General features: G+C 60.5%; 15 protein-coding genes. 9 read left to right on the top strand and 6 right to left on the bottom strand.

The window, feature by feature from the left end; genetic code table 11:
- Window positions 1–26 precede the first annotated feature (26 nt).
- Window positions 27–992 (top strand): type II secretion system F family protein, encoded by a 966-nt coding sequence (locus tag ACM6IK_RS26955; protein WP_414876724.1) that lies wholly within the window; start codon window positions 27–29, stop codon window positions 990–992.
- Between the two features lie 194 nt (window positions 993–1,186).
- Here ACM6IK_RS26955 and ACM6IK_RS26950 read toward each other — a convergent pair whose 3' ends face one another.
- The 5 genes from ACM6IK_RS26950 to ACM6IK_RS26930 all read right to left on the bottom strand — a co-directional run bounded on the left by ACM6IK_RS26950 (window position 1,187) and on the right by ACM6IK_RS26930 (window position 7,027).
- Window positions 1,187–1,456, bottom strand: coding sequence for a DUF3613 domain-containing protein (locus ACM6IK_RS26950; protein ID WP_414876723.1), 270 nt, complete (start codon window positions 1,454–1,456; stop codon window positions 1,187–1,189).
- An 18-nt stretch (window positions 1,457–1,474) separates the two neighbouring features.
- A complete protein-coding gene (locus ACM6IK_RS26945) occupies window positions 1,475–2,188 on the bottom strand; it encodes a tetratricopeptide repeat protein (protein WP_414876722.1) in 714 nt (237 codons plus the stop codon).
- A gap of 119 nt (window positions 2,189–2,307) precedes the next feature.
- Window positions 2,308–3,531 carry a type II and III secretion system protein family protein gene (locus ACM6IK_RS26940; RefSeq protein ID WP_414876721.1) on the bottom strand — a complete coding sequence of 408 codons (1,224 nt, stop codon included), beginning with the start codon at window positions 3,529–3,531 and terminating at the stop codon, window positions 2,308–2,310.
- Between the two features lie 566 nt (window positions 3,532–4,097).
- Window positions 4,098–4,505, bottom strand: a complete 408-nt coding sequence (locus tag ACM6IK_RS26935; RefSeq protein WP_007991629.1) for a PA2817 family protein — start codon at window positions 4,503–4,505, stop codon at window positions 4,098–4,100.
- A gap of 74 nt (window positions 4,506–4,579) precedes the next feature.
- Window positions 4,580–7,027 (bottom strand): acyl-CoA dehydrogenase, encoded by a 2,448-nt coding sequence (locus ACM6IK_RS26930; RefSeq protein WP_414876720.1) that lies wholly within the window; start codon window positions 7,025–7,027, stop codon window positions 4,580–4,582.
- A 204-nt stretch (window positions 7,028–7,231) separates the two neighbouring features.
- Between ACM6IK_RS26930 and ACM6IK_RS26925 the strand changes: the two genes are divergently transcribed.
- The 4 genes from ACM6IK_RS26925 to ACM6IK_RS26910 all read left to right on the top strand — a co-directional run bounded on the left by ACM6IK_RS26925 (window position 7,232) and on the right by ACM6IK_RS26910 (window position 10,400).
- The gene (locus ACM6IK_RS26925) at window positions 7,232–7,891 is read left to right on the top strand and encodes a transglutaminase-like domain-containing protein (RefSeq protein ID WP_108215329.1); all 660 of its coding nucleotides are present in this window, start codon (window positions 7,232–7,234) and stop codon (window positions 7,889–7,891) included.
- A gap of 43 nt (window positions 7,892–7,934) precedes the next feature.
- Window positions 7,935–8,558, top strand: a complete 624-nt coding sequence (locus ACM6IK_RS26920; RefSeq protein WP_414876719.1) for a glutathione S-transferase family protein — start codon at window positions 7,935–7,937, stop codon at window positions 8,556–8,558.
- A gap of 133 nt (window positions 8,559–8,691) precedes the next feature.
- Window positions 8,692–9,624: an ABC transporter ATP-binding protein gene (locus ACM6IK_RS26915; protein ID WP_223459634.1), complete on the top strand. Its 933-nt coding sequence runs from the start codon at window positions 8,692–8,694 to the stop codon at window positions 9,622–9,624.
- Window positions 9,621–10,400: an ABC transporter permease gene (locus ACM6IK_RS26910; RefSeq protein WP_008054107.1), complete on the top strand. Its 780-nt coding sequence runs from the start codon at window positions 9,621–9,623 to the stop codon at window positions 10,398–10,400. Before ACM6IK_RS26915 ends, ACM6IK_RS26910 begins: the two co-directional genes overlap by 4 nt.
- 170 nt (window positions 10,401–10,570) lie before the next feature.
- Here the strand turns inward: ACM6IK_RS26910 and ACM6IK_RS26905 are convergent, their stop codons facing one another.
- Window positions 10,571–11,086: a DUF2062 domain-containing protein gene (locus tag ACM6IK_RS26905; RefSeq protein WP_223530346.1), complete on the bottom strand. Its 516-nt coding sequence runs from the start codon at window positions 11,084–11,086 to the stop codon at window positions 10,571–10,573.
- A gap of 134 nt (window positions 11,087–11,220) precedes the next feature.
- Here ACM6IK_RS26905 and ACM6IK_RS26900 point away from each other — a divergent pair, with 134 nt between their 5' ends.
- From ACM6IK_RS26900 to lpxK, 4 genes are all read left to right on the top strand, one after another.
- Complete coding sequence (locus tag ACM6IK_RS26900) at window positions 11,221–13,455, top strand: DNA internalization-related competence protein ComEC/Rec2 (RefSeq protein WP_414876718.1); 2,235 nt, start codon at window positions 11,221–11,223, stop codon at window positions 13,453–13,455.
- Between the two features lie 98 nt (window positions 13,456–13,553).
- Window positions 13,554–14,189, top strand: coding sequence for a MotA/TolQ/ExbB proton channel family protein (locus ACM6IK_RS26895; RefSeq protein ID WP_414876717.1), 636 nt, complete (start codon window positions 13,554–13,556; stop codon window positions 14,187–14,189).
- Window positions 14,186–14,614 (top strand): ExbD/TolR family protein, encoded by a 429-nt coding sequence (locus ACM6IK_RS26890; protein WP_414876716.1) that lies wholly within the window; start codon window positions 14,186–14,188, stop codon window positions 14,612–14,614. The genes ACM6IK_RS26895 and ACM6IK_RS26890 overlap by 4 nt, the downstream gene beginning before the upstream one ends.
- Entirely contained in the window at window positions 14,614–15,624 is a 1,011-nt protein-coding gene (gene lpxK, locus ACM6IK_RS26885; RefSeq protein WP_414876715.1) for a tetraacyldisaccharide 4'-kinase, read from the top strand. The genes ACM6IK_RS26890 and lpxK overlap by 1 nt, the downstream gene beginning before the upstream one ends.
- The last annotated feature ends 22 nt before the right edge of the window (window positions 15,625–15,646 follow it).

Below are 15,646 nucleotides of genomic sequence, written 5' to 3'. Positions count from 1 at the left end.
GTATTCGCTACCGGGAGGTACAGGTCATGGATTTTTTGCTCGGGTTGTTCAGTCGGGTCACGGGGAACGAGGAGCTGGCGCGCCTGTTGTTCCTTGGCGCGATCGGTTTGAGTACGGGGCTTGTGGTCGTCGCCGTGATATTGCTGATGCAGGGTCTTCAGGACCCGGTGCAGCGTCGCCTGGCGCTGATCAAGCGTGGTCATTTAGGCAACACGACCGGGCAGGAAGCCCCGGGTAACCTGCAACTGTTGCTGGAGCGGGTCGGCCAGCGCTTTGCCTCGACCGGATCGGCTCAGACTTCCGTCACCCAGACCCTGTTGATGCATGCGGGATACCGCTCCTCGTCGGCGGTGCAGATGTACTGGGCAGTGCGCTTGATGTTGCCGCTGTTATTGATCGGTATTGCGTTGCTGCTGTTGCCGATGATTCCCAAGGTTTCCCTGATCATGGGGCTGCTGTTGGTGGTCTTGGTGGCCGGTATCGGATGGTTGCTGCCAGCACTGTATGTCGCCAAGCGCAAGCAGTTGCGACAAGGTCGGCTGCGTGCAGCGTTTCCGGATGCGCTGGATCTGATGGTGGTGTGCGTGGAGTCGGGCCTGGCCTTGCCCACGACCATCGAACGGGTGGCTGAGGAGATGTCGGTCAGTCAGGTCGAACTGGCTGAAGAACTGGCGCTGGTCAATGCGCAAATCCGCGCGGGCATTTCCAGTACCGAGGCGCTCAAGCAACTGGCCGTACGCACTGGCCTGGATGACGTACAAGGGCTGGTCAGCCTGTTGGCGCAGAGTATCCGCTTCGGTACCAGCGTGGCCGACACCTTGCGCATCTATGCCGATGAGTTCCGTGACCGGCGTACGCAGGCCGCCGAAGAGCTGGGGGCGAAAGTCGGTACCAAGCTGATATTCCCGCTGATTTTCTGTCTATGGCCGAGCTTCTTTTTGGTCGCTATCGGCCCAGCCTTGATCGGGGTATTCAGAGTATTCGGTAAGTGAGCAGGAGTGGCTTGCTGTCGAACAAGGTGGCTGTACTGCATAAGAACGGAGCAGGCGAACGGAGTGCATTCACTCCAATCGCTTGCTCCACCTCGTAGTACCTGGACTGTATTTTCCTGCACTCGTGATTGAGCCCGGCTTTGCAGCCAGGCCACTCTGGACTACGCCAGAGGCTGATCACCCATCGATATGCCTCAGTTGCCAATAGTCATTTGACCCGCTGTATCCTGGTCATAAAATTGCGGAATCGGGAAGTTGAAGCTATTCAGCCAGCGCTGCATGGCCAGGTCGCGTTCGGTGGCCGAAGCGGTTTGCAAGTGTGGGGAGGCAACCACACCGCGAATCTGCAGCTGCAACCACTGTTCGGTGCCTTGTTGATACGGCGAAGAGGGGCCCGGCTCGATAGCCCAGGCAGTGGTGGACAGGCAAGCCGTGCACAGGATCAACAGCCGTTTGGTATTCATCTCGACTCCTCGTACGTTCTACTTGTTCGCACTGGAAGAGGCATCGGCTACCTCGGCCTTGCGATTGCCATCGGTAGCCACCCCTTTATTGGCGGAGGCCTTGAGTTTTTCCGCGCGGGTTTGAGCCTCTACGACTTGCTTGGGGCTCAAGTCGGCGCGGGTCACGAGTTCGGCGGCCGATTTCCAGTTATCCTGGTAGATCAGCAGCGTCACCATATTGAGTGCCGCCAGTGTGTTTGCCTGCTTGAGCTCCATGGCAGTCATGAACTCGAAGCGTGCTTCAGGGATCCGGTGCTGATTGAGGTAGACGACCCCCAGGTCATTGCGCATCCTGTCGTCGGTGGGAGCCATCTGCACCGCACGCTCAAGGTGAGTGGCAGCGCTGGCGTTATCATTTTTGGCGGCGGCCAACTGGCCCAGGCCAAGTTCCCCTTCAGCCGCCAGACAGGTGCCGAGCAAGCTTTCGTACAAGGGCTGCGCGTCGCCGCTACGCCCCATCAAGCGCAGCACCCGAGCCTTGCGCAGGCGAACCTGGACCAGGCTATCGGGCATTCCTTCCAGATTCGCCAGGCTGGCATACAAACGGCCTTCGTCGGCCATGCTGTCGGCCAGGTTCAGGGCCAGTTCTTGCTCCGAATCGGGCTTGGCACAGCTGGCCGGTCGCGAAGGCATGCCGTTGCTGGCACAACCGGCAAGCATTAATGTCGCCGCTATTGCAATGACTGCTTTCATCGAAGGTCCCCTGGCTACAACAGGTTGAACGCCTGGCCAATGGCAATAAGGCTGGCCCGGCAAGCGTGCAAAGTCACCGTCAGGCGTGAGGGCGAGGCCCGTCTGGTTCCGGCTCCGGTTCATGGCGAGAGCCCGCTACGACTGTCGAAGTCGCCATTTTCCAGGAAAAACATGCGGTAGAAGTTCGGGTCGTAATTGCGCAGCTGCTCGCCAGGCAATGACGGCAGTTGTGCATTGGCCGCCAGTGGCTGGACCAGATGCGGGGTGACGATCATCAGCAGTTCGCGCTCTTCACGGTTGATGGTGTTGTCGCGGAAAAACGCGCCCAGAACCGGGATATCGCCCAGCCCCGGAAATTTGTTCACCTGGGAAGTGTTGCGGGAGCTGATCAGGCCGCTGATGACGAAGCTTTCGCCGTCGGCCAGGGAAATGCTGGTATCGGTACGGCGCACGGTCAGGGCCGGGACGACCGTGCCGGCGATGCTCACGGCGTTGGTGAAGTCCAGTTCACTGACTTCCGGCGCCACCTTCAGCGCGATACGGTTTTTCCCGATGATGGTTGGCGTCAGGGTCAGGCGGATACCGAATTCCTTGTACTCGATGAACACGTTATCGCTGCCTGAACTGGGCACCGGAATCGGTATTTCACCACCGGCCAGGAAGCTCGCGCTTTGCCCGCTGAGCGCTACCAGGCTTGGCCGCGCCAGGGTATAGGCGAAACCGCTGCCCTCCAGCGCGTTGAGTGCCACCAGGGTACTGCCGGTAGCAAACGTGAGGTTGAACTGGTCGTTTCTCACCGGTACCGACGGGGTGACAATGCCGCCGATGGTGGGCAAGGTTCGCGGCGAGCCGAACAGGAAGTTGCCGCGGACGCCGAAAATCGAGGCGGAGGCTTCCTTGAGCTTGGTCCGGCTGACTTCAACGAAGCGGATATCGGTCTGCACCTGGCTCGGCAGCAGCACGTCGTCGGAGGGCACCGACGGCGCGCTGGTCAGCGCCGCTGTGGCTTTACCCTTGACGAACACCATGCTTTGGCGCGGCGTTTTCGAACAGGCGGTCCAGACCATCAGGCTGGTGGTCCCCGGCGCAAGGCCCGTGAGTATGAACGCGTTGCTGCCGCTGGGTTGCACATCGGCAATTTTCGGGTCACCCACCGCCAGTTGCGTGACCGCAACGGGGCTGCGCAGTTCACTCTGCAGCCCCTGACCGACCTCGTAGGTTGTCGGCCAATTGTCCAGTTGCGGGCAATTGGCCGGCGCGGCCTGAGCCGCCTCCACGCTGAGGCCCATCCAGAACAGACCATGGATAATTCGCTTGAAAGCGGGCTCGCTACGAAAGCTCATTAAGTACATCCTCACCTGATAGGCCGTCTTTAGGCGGACTGAGTCGTCTCGGATCACTTCACGGGGATCGGGCTATCCCCCCCAATGCACCAGACCATTTATCCAGGGCCTTGGCGTTATTCCTTGCGTGCTACACACGAGCGGGCGCCATTCGCTGACCGGGCTGGTCAGCGAGCGAGCTTCGCAAAAACGGTATTGAGTGATCCGCCTGCCTGGACTGCCCGCCAGAGCGAGACTTGCGCCTATGGGGCGACCTGGTTCCCCTGCAAAGTAGTCGGCAATGTAGGTACAGAGCCGGAAAACGCCTGCCAGGATCATGGTGAGGTAACTCCTTTTGCCAGTTCGCTGTCTGATCACTGAAGCTGACGTGGAAAATCAAGCCGTGATTTCTTATTGTTTGAAGGTAGTTCAATCAAACCAAAGTGCCATGAATTTAAAGAAAAGCATTGGTGCAAAGGCTGGAGCCAGGGGGGGGCGAGAGGTTCGGACAGGGGGGCGCTGAAGGCAATAAACAAAAAAGGCCCGCATGCTCAAGCAGGCGGGCCTTTGGCTTCACTGATAGAAGATCAGTGCTTGCTGTCCTGGTTCGACAACGCCAGCAGCTGTTTTTCCTGGTTCCAGTCGAAAGGTTCGTCGTTCTGTTCGGCTTCGAAGCGGCGCTCTTCCAGTGCCTGATACAGGTCGATCTCTTCATCGGACAAGTAGTGCAGGCAATCACCGGCGAAATACCACAGCAGATCCCGTGGAATCAGGTGGGCGATTTGCGGGTAACGGGAAATGACTTGAGTCAGGATGTCCTGGCCCAGGTATTGGCTTTCGATCGGATCGATAGGCAGTGACGCCAGCAATTCGTCGAAGCGCTCAAGGAACAAGGCATGGCTTTCTTCGGGAACCTGCTCGGCCTCACCTACGGCGACCAGGATGCTGCGCAGGTGGTCGAGTAAAACGAGATGATCGGCAACGATGTTGGACACGAGATAAGTCCTCAAGAGCAAAACGGGCGCGGGAGTATAAAGCGCCCGCGCCCGTTTTTACATGCCAGAAGGGATCAGCGGACTTTTCCCTTGGCCAGTGCCAAAGCCTTTTGGTCAAAGTCATCGACGTCGATCACTTTGCGCCGGGCCGCTTCGGCTTCACGCAGGGTTTGGGCTTCCATCGGCTGCAACACGCCGGCCTCGAGGGCGGCATCGATCACCGACTCGCCGGCCAGCGGTTTGACCTGACCACTCTTGAGTGCCACATGCAGCTTTTTCTGCAGTGGCTGTGCGGCGCTCAACAGATTGCAGGCGTGTTGCAATGCACCGACCGGATCGTCGCTCGCTTGTGGGCGATAGCAACCCAGAAGCAATTCCTCCAGGGCAGGGTCGCCCTTGGCGCGGCCAATCAATGCAGCGACTTCGGCACCGAGTTTGTCCGATGGCCCTTTGTGCCGGCGACCGAACGGGAACACGATCACCCGCAACAGGCAGCCGACGACTTTGTTCGGGAAGTTATTCAGCAGCTCATCCATGGCGCGTTCGGCCTGGCTCAGGCTTTCTTCCATGGCCCAGGCCAGCAGTGGCGCCATGTACTGCGGTGAGTCGAGGTCGTTGTAGCGCTTGAGCGCGGCAGAGGCCAGGTAAAGGTTGCTCAGCACGTCACCCAGCCGTGCGGACAGCCGTTCCCGGCGTTTCAACTCTCCCCCCAGCAGCATCATGCTGAGGTCGGCGAGCAGGGCGAAAGCAGCGGCCTGACGATTGAGAGCGCGGAAGTAACCCTGGCTGAGTTTGTCGCCCGGCGTGTGTTCCAGGTGCCCGAAACCGAGATTCAACACCAGCGTGCTGGCGGCGTTGCCCACGGCGAAACCGATGTGCTTGAGCAGCAGGCCATCGAACTCTGTGAGCGCCTGATCCTTGTCTTCACGGTCGGCAAGGGCCATTTCCTTGAGGACGAAGGGGTGGCAGCGAATTGCACCCTGGCCGAAGATGATCAGGTTGCGCGAGAGAATGTTCGCGCCTTCCACGGTGATGAAAATCGGCGCACAGTTCCATTTGCGACCGAGGTAGTTGTTCGGCCCCATGATGATTGCCTTGCCGCCGTGCACATCCATGGCATCGCTGAGGCAGTCGCGGCCGCGCTCGGTCAGGTGGTACTTGAGAATCGCCGACAGCACCGACGGTTTCTCGCCCAGGTCGACCGCATTGGCGGTCAGCATGCGGGCGGCGTCCATCATCCAGGTGTTGCCGCCAATGCGCGCCATGGCTTCCTGAATGCCTTCGAAAGCGCCAATCGGCATGTTGAACTGCTCGCGAACCTGAGCGTATTGGCCCGTCACCAGGCTGGTGAACTTGGCCATGCCAGTGCCCACCGCCGGCAGGGAAATCGAACGCCCGACCGACAGGCAATTCATCAGCATCATCCAGCCTTTGCCGAGCATTTCCTGGCCACCGATGAGGAACTCCAGCGGGATGAACACGTCCTTGCCTGAATTCGGGCCATTCATGAACGCGGCGCCCAACGGCAGATGTCGGCGGCCGATCTCGACACCGGGCAGGTCGGTTGGAATCAGTGCCAGGCTGATGCCCAAGTCCTCCTGATCACCTAGCAGGTGATCCGGGTCGTAGGCCTTGAAGGCCAGGCCGAGGAGGGTGGCCACCGGGCCGAGGGTGATGTAACGCTTTTCCCAGTTCAGGCGCAGGCCGAGGACTTCCTGACCCTGCCATTCTCCTTTGCAGATCACTCCCGAGTCCGGCATGCCGCCAGCGTCGGAACCGGCCAGCGGGCCGGTCAGTGCAAAGCACGGGATATCGTCGCCGCGTGCCAGGCGTGGCAGGTAGTGATTGCGTTGTTCGTCGGTACCGTAATGCAGCAACAGTTCGGCCGGGCCGAGGGAGTTGGGGACCATCACGGTGGTGACGAGGTCGCCACTGTGGCTCGCCAGTTTCATCGCCACTTGCGAGTGGGCATAAGCGGAGAAGCCCTTGCCGCCAAATTCCCTGGGGATGATCAGGGCGAAAAAGCCGTTGTCCTTTATGTAGGTCCAGACGTCGGGCGGCAGGTCCATGGTTTGACTGAGCTGCCATTCATTGACCATGGTGCAGAGTGTTTCGGTCGGCCCGTCGATGAAAGCCTGTTCCTCTTCGTTCAATTGCGCTTTGGGATAGGACAGCAGTTTGCTCCAGTCCGGACGGCCACTGAACAGTTCGCCATCCCACCAGACCGTGCCGGCGTCGATGGCGTCGCGCTCTGTTTGCGACATGGGTGGCAGGGTTTTCTGGAACCAGTTGAATATCGGCGCGCTGAACAATTTGCGGCGCAGGTCGGGCAGCAGCAAGGGCGCGGCGACAGCGGCGATCAACACCCAGAAAACCAGCAGCAACCAGCCCGGCGCGCGGCTGAAAGCGCCCATTGCCACGGCATAGACGGCCACGATGACCAGGGCGGGCAGCGGGGCGATGCGGCGGTGAGCCAAATAAGCAATCCCGACCAACAGAACCAGTATCCACAACAGCAGCATATTCATTCCTCCGTGAAACCATGGCGAACCAGCCCACAGAGCTTAGACGGCATCCGTAAAACAGGCAGGTCACAGCGATGTGATTGGAATCGTGGGAAAAGCGTTCATTGAGCGAGCGACAAAGCGCCCATGTTTGGCCGAAACGTCGTTATCTCTGTGCTCAAGCGCTCGCTAGACTCGGGACTTCCCCTGGAGGTTGTTCTCATGCACGAGTATCTGAGTCCCGGCCGCTTCATCGATAGTGACCACCCGTCCGTGGTGGAGTTCGCCGAAAAACACCGTGGCGCCAGTCGCGATCCGCTTGCGCAGGCGATCAGTCTCTATTACGCCGTACGCGAAGCAGTGCGCTACAACCCGTACACATTCAGCCGCGATCCGCAGACCCTGTGCGGCAGTTATGCGTTGGCGGCCGGGGAGAGTTACTGCGTGCCCAAGGCCACGTTGCTGGCCGGTGCGGCGCGGCATTGCGGGATTCCCGCGCGGATCGGCCTGGCGGATGTACGCAATCATTTATCGACGCCACGGCTGCTTGAATTGCTCAAGAGCGACATGTTCGCCATGCACGGCTACACCGAGTTCTATTTACAGGGTCGCTGGGTCAAGGCGACGCCAGCGTTCAACCGCAAACTCTGCGACCTGTTCAATGTGGCGCCGCTGGAATTCGACGGGATCAACGACAGCGTTTTTCATCCCTTCAACCGCGATGGCGCGAAGCTGATGGAGTACCTGGTCGATCACGGCCAATTCGCCGACGTACCTGAAGCGTTCTTTTTCGAACACCTGGAAAAATGCTATCCGCACCTGTTCGGTGAGCAGCAGCAACCGCTGTTGGGTGATATGCAGAGCGATTTGAGTCGCGCCTGATCCGGCGTATGCTGCCTGCCCACTTACCGAAAAAGAGGCGCTCATGCTGAAGATCTGGGGTCGGAAAAACTCATCGAATGTCAGAAAGCCATTGTGGGCCGCCGAAGAACTGGGACTGGCCTACGAGGCTATCGATGCCGGTGGCGCCTTTGGTGTCGTCGATACGCCCGAGTACCGCGCGATGAACCCCAACGGTCGGGTTCCGGTGATCGAGGACGATGGCTTCGTGCTGTGGGAATCCAACGCCATCGTGCGTTATCTGATGGCCCGTCACGCCGACGGCACGGCCTGGTATCCGGCGGATCTGCAAGCCCGTGCCAGCGCCGACAAATGGATGGACTGGACCACCTCAAGCTTTGCCGGCCCGTTCCGTACCGTGTTCTGGGGTGTGCTGCGTACCCCGGCAGACCAGCAGGACTGGCCCGCCATCGAGGCGGCGATCAAGGAATGCGACACGCTGCTGGCGATGGCCGATCAGGCGTTGGCGAGCAAGCCTTATCTGTCCGGAGACGAAATCGGCATGGGCGATATTCCCCTGGGCAGTTTCATTTATGCCTGGTTCGAGATGCCGATCGAGCGTGCGCCACAGCCGCATCTGCAGGCCTGGTACGCGCGGTTGAAGCAGCGTCCGGCGTATCAAAAGGCCGTCATGACCGCGTTGACTTAATACTCACTATCGACACGCTTGACTGTACTTGTGTGGCGGCGACAAGCACCATTGCGCTGATGCGACGTGGTTGCAATGCGCGCCGCCCGCCCTTACCTGACCCTTTTTCCCCTTCTTGGTGCGTAAATCAGATATGAGTTCCGCTCTGTCCATCCGGCAGCTAACCAAAACCTACGGCAACGGTTTCCAGGCCCTGAGTGGTATCGATCTGGATGTCGCCGAAGGTGACTTCTTCGCCTTGCTCGGCCCGAACGGCGCCGGCAAATCCACGACCATCGGGATTCTCTCGACCCTGGTGAACAAGACCAGCGGTACGGTGAATATCTTCGGTCACGATCTGGACAAAAATCCTGCGCAGCTCAAACGCTGCATCGGCGTGGTGCCCCAGGAATTCAACTTCAACCAGTTCGAAAAGACCTTCGACATCGTCGTGACCCAGGCCGGCTACTACGGCATCCCGGCGAAAATCGCCAAGGAACGCGCCGAACAGTACCTGACCCAGCTCGGCCTGTGGGACAAGAAGGACGTGCCGTCGCGTTCGCTGTCCGGCGGCATGAAGCGGCGCCTGATGATCGCCCGCGCGCTGGTGCATGAACCGCGCCTGCTGATCCTCGACGAACCGACTGCCGGGGTGGACATCGAACTGCGTCGCTCGATGTGGAGCTTCCTCACCGAGCTGAACCAGAAAGGCATCACCATCATCCTCACCACCCACTACCTGGAAGAGGCTGAGCAGTTGTGCCGCAACATCGGCATCATCGACCACGGCACCATCGTCGAGAACACCAGCATGAAGCAGTTGCTCAGCCAACTGCATGTCGAAACCTTCCTGCTGGATATGAAAAACACCTTGCAAGTAGCGCCGCAGTTGCTCGGTTACCCGGCCAAGCTGATCGACAGTCACACCCTGGAAGTCCAGGTGGACAAGTCCATGGGCATCACCGCGCTGTTCACCCAGTTGGCGCAGCAGAACATCGAAGTGCTGAGCCTGCGCAACAAAACCAATCGCCTCGAGGAGTTGTTCGTGTCCCTGGTGGAGAAAAATCTGTCGAAGGTGGCGGTATGAGTTCCGAGCTGCGCCCCAACCTCGTTGCCCTCAACACCATCGTTTACCGTGAAGTCCGGCGTTTCACCCGGATCTGGCCGCAGACCCTGCTGCCGCCGGCCATCACCATGGTTCTGTACTTCGTGATCTTCGGTAATCTGATCGGTCGGCAAATCGGCGACATGGGTGGCTTCACTTACATGGAGTACATCGTGCCGGGGCTGATCATGATGTCGGTGATCACCAACTCCTACGGCAACGTGGTGTCGAGTTTCTTCGGCAGCAAGTTCCAGCGGTCCATCGAAGAACTGATGGTCTCGCCGCTGTCGCCGCACACCATTCTGATCGGCTACACCCTGGGCGGCGTGCTGCGTGGCTTGATGGTGGGGATCATCGTGACCTTGCTGTCGCTGTTCTTCACCCATTTGCAGGTGCATCACCTGGGCGTGACCATTCTGGTGGTGGTGCTGACCGCGACGATCTTCTCGCTGCTGGGCTTCATCAACGCCGTGTTTGCGCGCAACTTCGATGACATTTCGATCATCCCGACTTTCGTGCTGACGCCACTGACCTACCTGGGCGGGGTCTTCTACTCGATCACCTTGCTGCCGCCGTTCTGGCAGACCGTGTCCCTGGCCAACCCGGTGCTGCACATGGTCAACGCGTTCCGTTACGGCATCCTCGGCGTTTCGGATATTCGCATCAGCGTGGCGATCGCCTTCATGCTGGTTGCGACCGTGGTGTTGTATCTCGGTAGTGCACGGTTGCTGGTGAGTGGACGCGGGATGCGTACCTGAGGACGACCGAGTCGTTTGCATCGCGAGCAAGCTCGCTCCCACAAGGATCTTTTGGGGTGGCATAAATCCCACTCACACCAGAGACCCTGTGGGAGCGAGCTTGCTCGCGATGGCGTCGGCCCATACACCGCAAAAAAACGGCCTCCCAAAGTGGAGGCCGTTTTGCCTTCTCACATCCGGCTCTTCTTGCGCCGCTTCCATTGCCTGGCCACCCACCAGCGCCAATACATCATTACCAGGAAGTAGGCCAGTGCCCCGAGTACCAGCCCGGTTACCACCGAACCCAATAGAAACGGTTGCCACAAGGTCGAGATTTCGCCGCTGATCCACTCCCAGCTCAGCGAGTCCGGCAACTGCCGGGCGGGGACGTCCATCAGCCAGGCGCCGGTCTGGTAGGTGCAAAAGAACACGGCGGGCATGGTGATCGGGTTGGTCAGCCAGACCAGGCTCACGGCAATCGGCATGTTGCCGCGTACGATGATGGCGAGGATGGCCGCCAGCAGCATCTGCAGCGGGATCGGCAGGAACGCGGCGAACAGGCCCACGGCCATGGCGCGGGCAACGGAGTGGCGATTGAGGTGCCACAGGTTCGGGTCATGCAACAGCGTGCCGAGAAAGCGTAAGGACTTGTGTTCCCTGATGCTCATCGGGTCTGGCATGTAACGTTTGAATAAGCGCCGGGGCATAAGGCTTCTCGGTCGGTCAAGGCGGCAAGTATGTCTGGATTCCAGGAACTGCCCATTCAGACTTTGTGACAATTATTGACGACGCCCATGCAACGGGCGGGCTAAGCCTTGAGGGTACTCTCAAGGACGGGCTTATGCGCACAGGGATGATGGTGCTGGCGTTGGGTCTGCTGACCTTGCGTTTTTTACCGGCATTGCCGCCGGTCTGGTTGTGGCTGGCGATGCCGGTAGCGGGTTTGATGTTGCTGCCGTTCAGGACGTATCCGGTGGCGTTTTACCTGTTCGGTTTGAGTTGGGCCTGCGTGAATGCGCAGTGGGCGCTGGACGACCGGTTGCCGCCGTCCCTGGACGGAGAAACCCGCTGGGTCGAAGGTCGGATCACAGGCTTGCCCCGGCATGATGACGGTGTCGTGCGTTTCGAATTGACCGACATCCAGTCCCGACGTACCCGGCTGCCGCAGCAAATGCGTCTGGCCTGGTATGACGGGCCGCCGGTGAACAGTGGCGAGCGCTGGCGCCTGGCAGTCAAGCTGAAGCGTCCGGTCGGGCTCCTCAATCCGCAGGCCTTCGACTACCAGGCCTGGTTGCTGGCACAACGCATCGGGGCGACCGGCACGGTCAAGCAGGGCGAACGCCTTGCGCCAGCCCTATGGGCCTGGCGCGATGCAATCCGTCAGCGTTTGCTGGCGGTGGATGCCCAAGGGCGAAGCGGCGCGTTGACGGCATTGGTGCTCGGGGACGGTGCCGGGCTGGGTCGCGAAGACTGGCAGGTATTGCAGGACACCGGCACGGTGCATCTGTTGGTGATTTCCGGGCAGCACATCGGAATGCTGGCGGGCGTTGTGTATCTGCTGATCGCCGGCCTGGCCCGCTTTGGGTTATGGCCGAACCGTCTGCCATGGTTGCCCTGGGCGTGTGGCCTGGCATTCGCCGCTGCGCTCGGTTACGGGATGCTGGCCGGTTTCGGGGTGCCGGTGCGACGGGCCTGCGTGATGATCGGTCTGGTGTTGTTGTGGCGTCTACGGTTCCGTCATCTCGGTGCAGGGTGGCCGCTGTTGCTGGCCCTCAACGGCATTTTGCTGCTGGAGCCGCTGGCGAGTCTTCAGCCTGGTTTCTGGCTGTCCTTCGCGGCCGTGGCGGTCTTGATATTGACCTTCGGCGGTCGGTTGGGGCCATGGCGTTGGTGGCAATCCTGGACCCGCGCCCAGTGGCTGATTGCAATCGGGCTGTGCCCGTTGTTACTGGCACTGGGGTTGCCCATCAGTCTCAGCGGGCCGCTGGCCAATTTGTTCGCGGTGCCCTGGATCAGCCTGGTGGTACTGCCACCGGCGTTGCTCGGGACGCTGTTGCTGCCAGTGCCTTACGTGGGTGAAAAATTGCTGTGGCTGGCGGGCGGCCTGATCGATGGGTGGTTCAGGGGATTGGGGCTCGTCTCCGGTCAGGTTCCGGCGTGGGTGCCCGCGGCAGTCCCGCTATGGGCCTGGGTAATCGGTGCCATTGGCGCCTTCTTGCTATTGCTGCCGCGAGGCGTACCGATGCGCCCGTTAGGCTGGCCCATGCTGTTGATGCTGGTTTTTTCGCCCAGGCCGATGTTGCCGGAAGGCATGGCCGAAGTCTGGCAACTGGATGTCGGTCAGGGGCTGGCGATCCTGGTGCGCACTCGGCATCACACGATGCTGTATGACGCCGGACCGCGTTTCGGTGAACTCGACCAGGGGGAGCGGGTGGTGCTGCCGGCGTTGCGCAAACTGGGGGTGAAGGGCCTCGACCTGATGCTGATCAGCCACGCCCATGCCGATCATGCCGGCGGTGCCCGGGCAATTGCCAAGGGCTTGCCGGTGAAACAGGTGGTCAGTGGTGAACCGTCGGACTTGCCGGTGGAGTTGCAGGCCGAGCGTTGTGACAGCGGTCGGCAATGGACCTGGGATGAAGTCGATTTCCGGCTTTGGCACTGGCCATTGGCCGGCGACAGCAACCAGAACTCCTGTGTCCTGCTGATCGAGGCCAATGGCGAACGGTTGCTGTTGAGTGGCGACATTGATGCCGCCGCCGAGAGAGCCCTGCTGGACAGTCCGTTGGCCCTGCCCACCGATTGGTTGCAAGCGCCACACCACGGTAGTCGCAGTTCGTCGTCCAGCGCCCTGCTGGATGCCCTGCAACCAAAAGGTGCGCTGATCTCTCGCGGGCAGGGCAATTCGTTTGGCCATCCGCATCCCACGGTCATCGCGCGTTATCAAAAACGTGGAATGGCGATCTACGACAGCGTCGAACAGGGTGCCATTCGTCTGCAACTGGGGCGCTTCGAGCCGCCGTGGTCAATGCGCCAGGAACGGCGTTTCTGGCGCGATCCGTCGCCCTCGGAGCAATGACCGGGCATTATCGAAGCCCGACCGGATGCGGCATCACGGTCTTCGGTGCTTGCACCCCCTATGTTAGAGTGACGCACTTTTTCGAGGGGACTGTCACTGTGTGGGAATTGGTCAAATCCGGCGGCTGGATGATGCTGCCGATCATTCTGAGTTCCATCGCGGCCATGGCCATCGTCGCCGAGCGTCTCTGGACGCTGCGTGCCAGCCGCGTGACCCCGGAGCATTTGCTCGGGCAGGTCTGGGTCTGGATCAAGGACAAACAGCTCAATAAGGAAAAACTCAAGGAACTGCGCGCCAATTCGCCTTTGGGCGAGATCCTGGCGGCCGGTCTGGCCAACTCCAGGCATGGTCGCGAGATCATGAAGGAGTGCATCGAAGAGGCCGCTGCCCGGGTGATCCACGAGCTGGAGCACTACATCAACGCGCTAGGCACCATCGCCGCCATGGCACCGTTGCTGGGTCTGCTGGGTACCGTGTTGGGCATGATCGATATCTTCAGTTCGTTCATGGGCACGGGCATGACGACCAACGCCGCAGTGCTGGCCGGCGGTATTTCCAAAGCTTTGATTACCACGGCTTCGGGCCTGATCGTCGGTATTCCGGCGGTGTTCTTCCACCGGTTTCTGCAACGGCGCATTGATGAGCTCGTCGTGGGCATGGAGCAGGAAGCGATCAAGCTGGTTGAAGTGGTGCAGGGCGACCGTGACGTTGATCTGGCCGAGGGCAAAGCGTGAAATTCCGCCGCAAGCAACGGGAGAACGTGGACATCAACCTCGTGTCGCTGATCGACGTGGTGTTTGTCCTGCTGCTGTTTTTCGTGGTGACCACCACCTTTACCCGTGAAACCCAGTTGCGCGTCGATCTGCCGGAAGCCGTCAGCGGCACACCCGCCGACGATCAGAGCAAGCCTTTGGAGATCGCCATCAGCGCCGACGGTGTGTACTCGGTGAACAACCAGATCCTGCCCAAAAGTGACCTGGCCTCGTTGATGGACGCGCTGCAAAAAGAAGCCAACGGCGACACTAACCGACCGCTGTCCATCAGCGCTGACGGCAAGACTCAGCATCAGTCCGTGGTGACTGCCATGGACGCCGCCGGCAAACTCGGATTCAGCCATTTGCGCATGACCACCATCGAAGCGGCGCCCCCCGCGTCCTGATGGCCATGTCCGATCGATTGCTGGCCGCGTGGTACGCAGGTCATCCGGCCCTGAAGCTGTTGCAGCCACTGGAGTGGCTGTACCGGCGCGTGGTCATGAACAAGCGCAAGCGCTTTTTGGCGGGTGAGGGGCAGATCTATCTGCCACCCGTGCCGCTGATTGTGGTGGGCAACATCACCGTGGGGGGCACCGGCAAGACGCCGCTGATTCTATGGATGATCGAGCACTGCCAGCGCAGCGGCCTGCGGGTCGGCGTGGTCAGCCGCGGCTACGGCGCCAAACCGCCGCAATTGCCTTGGCGAGTTGAAGCCGAACAAAGCGCCGACATCGCGGGTGACGAGCCGTTGTTGATCGTCCAGCGCACGGGTGTGCCGCTGATGATCGACCCCAATCGCAGCAACGCCGTCAAAGCGTTGCTGGCCAGTCAGCCGCTGGACCTGATCCTGTCTGACGACGGCATGCAGCACTACCGCATGGCCCGCGACCTGGAACTGGTGTTGATCGACGCCGCTCGCGGCCTGGGCAACCGCCGTTGCCTGCCTGCCGGACCATTGCGTGAACCGGTCGAGCGCCTGCAAAGCGTCGACGCGGTCCTCTACAACGGTGCCGCGACTGACCGCGATGATGGGTTTGCCTTTCAATTGCAATCCACCGCGCTGGTCAATCTGCGCAGCGGCGAACGGCGTCCCCTCGACCACTTCCCCAGCGGCCAGGCCCTGCACGCGGTGGCCGGCATCGGCAATCCGCAACGTTTCTTCAAGACCCTCGAAACGCTACACTGGAAGCCGGTTCCACATGCGTTTGCCGACCACGCCGAATACAGCGTGCAGGCGTTGAATTTCACGCCGTCGTTGCCGTTGGTGATGACGGAAAAAGACGCGGTGAAATGCCGTGCCTTTGCCGCCGCCGACTGGTGGTACCTGGCGGTCGATGCCGTGCCGTCGCCGGCCTTCGTGGCCTGGTTCGACACACAGCTGATGCGCCTGCTGCCGGCTCGTTTGTTGCCTTAACTCCGTTTTTTCCAGGGAATGC

It is taken from the genome of Pseudomonas sp. IT-196MI5 (assembly GCF_949767415.1).
Classification (GTDB): domain Bacteria; phylum Pseudomonadota; class Gammaproteobacteria; order Pseudomonadales; family Pseudomonadaceae; genus Aquipseudomonas.
This window is presented reverse-complemented; position numbering and strand designations above follow the sequence as displayed.

Coding starts and splice junctions, on each gene's coding strand:
- ACM6IK_RS26945 (WP_414876722.1), bottom strand. CDS start 2,188: ATGAAAGCAGTCATTGCAATAGCGGCGACATTAATGCTTGCCGGTTGT.
- ACM6IK_RS26925 (WP_108215329.1), top strand. CDS start 7,232: ATGCACGAGTATCTGAGTCCCGGCCGCTTCATCGATAGTGACCACCCG.
- ACM6IK_RS26955 (WP_414876724.1), top strand. CDS start 27: ATGGATTTTTTGCTCGGGTTGTTCAGTCGGGTCACGGGGAACGAGGAG.
- ACM6IK_RS26900 (WP_414876718.1), top strand. CDS start 11,221: ATGCGCACAGGGATGATGGTGCTGGCGTTGGGTCTGCTGACCTTGCGT.
- ACM6IK_RS26910 (WP_008054107.1), top strand. CDS start 9,621: ATGAGTTCCGAGCTGCGCCCCAACCTCGTTGCCCTCAACACCATCGTT.
- ACM6IK_RS26915 (WP_223459634.1), top strand. CDS start 8,692: ATGAGTTCCGCTCTGTCCATCCGGCAGCTAACCAAAACCTACGGCAAC.
- ACM6IK_RS26905 (WP_223530346.1), bottom strand. CDS start 11,086: ATGCCCCGGCGCTTATTCAAACGTTACATGCCAGACCCGATGAGCATC.
- ACM6IK_RS26940 (WP_414876721.1), bottom strand. CDS start 3,531: ATGAGCTTTCGTAGCGAGCCCGCTTTCAAGCGAATTATCCATGGTCTG.
- ACM6IK_RS26950 (WP_414876723.1), bottom strand. CDS start 1,456: ATGAATACCAAACGGCTGTTGATCCTGTGCACGGCTTGCCTGTCCACC.
- lpxK (WP_414876715.1), top strand. CDS start 14,614: ATGGCCATGTCCGATCGATTGCTGGCCGCGTGGTACGCAGGTCATCCG.
- ACM6IK_RS26920 (WP_414876719.1), top strand. CDS start 7,935: ATGCTGAAGATCTGGGGTCGGAAAAACTCATCGAATGTCAGAAAGCCA.
- ACM6IK_RS26930 (WP_414876720.1), bottom strand. CDS start 7,027: ATGCTGCTGTTGTGGATACTGGTTCTGTTGGTCGGGATTGCTTATTTG.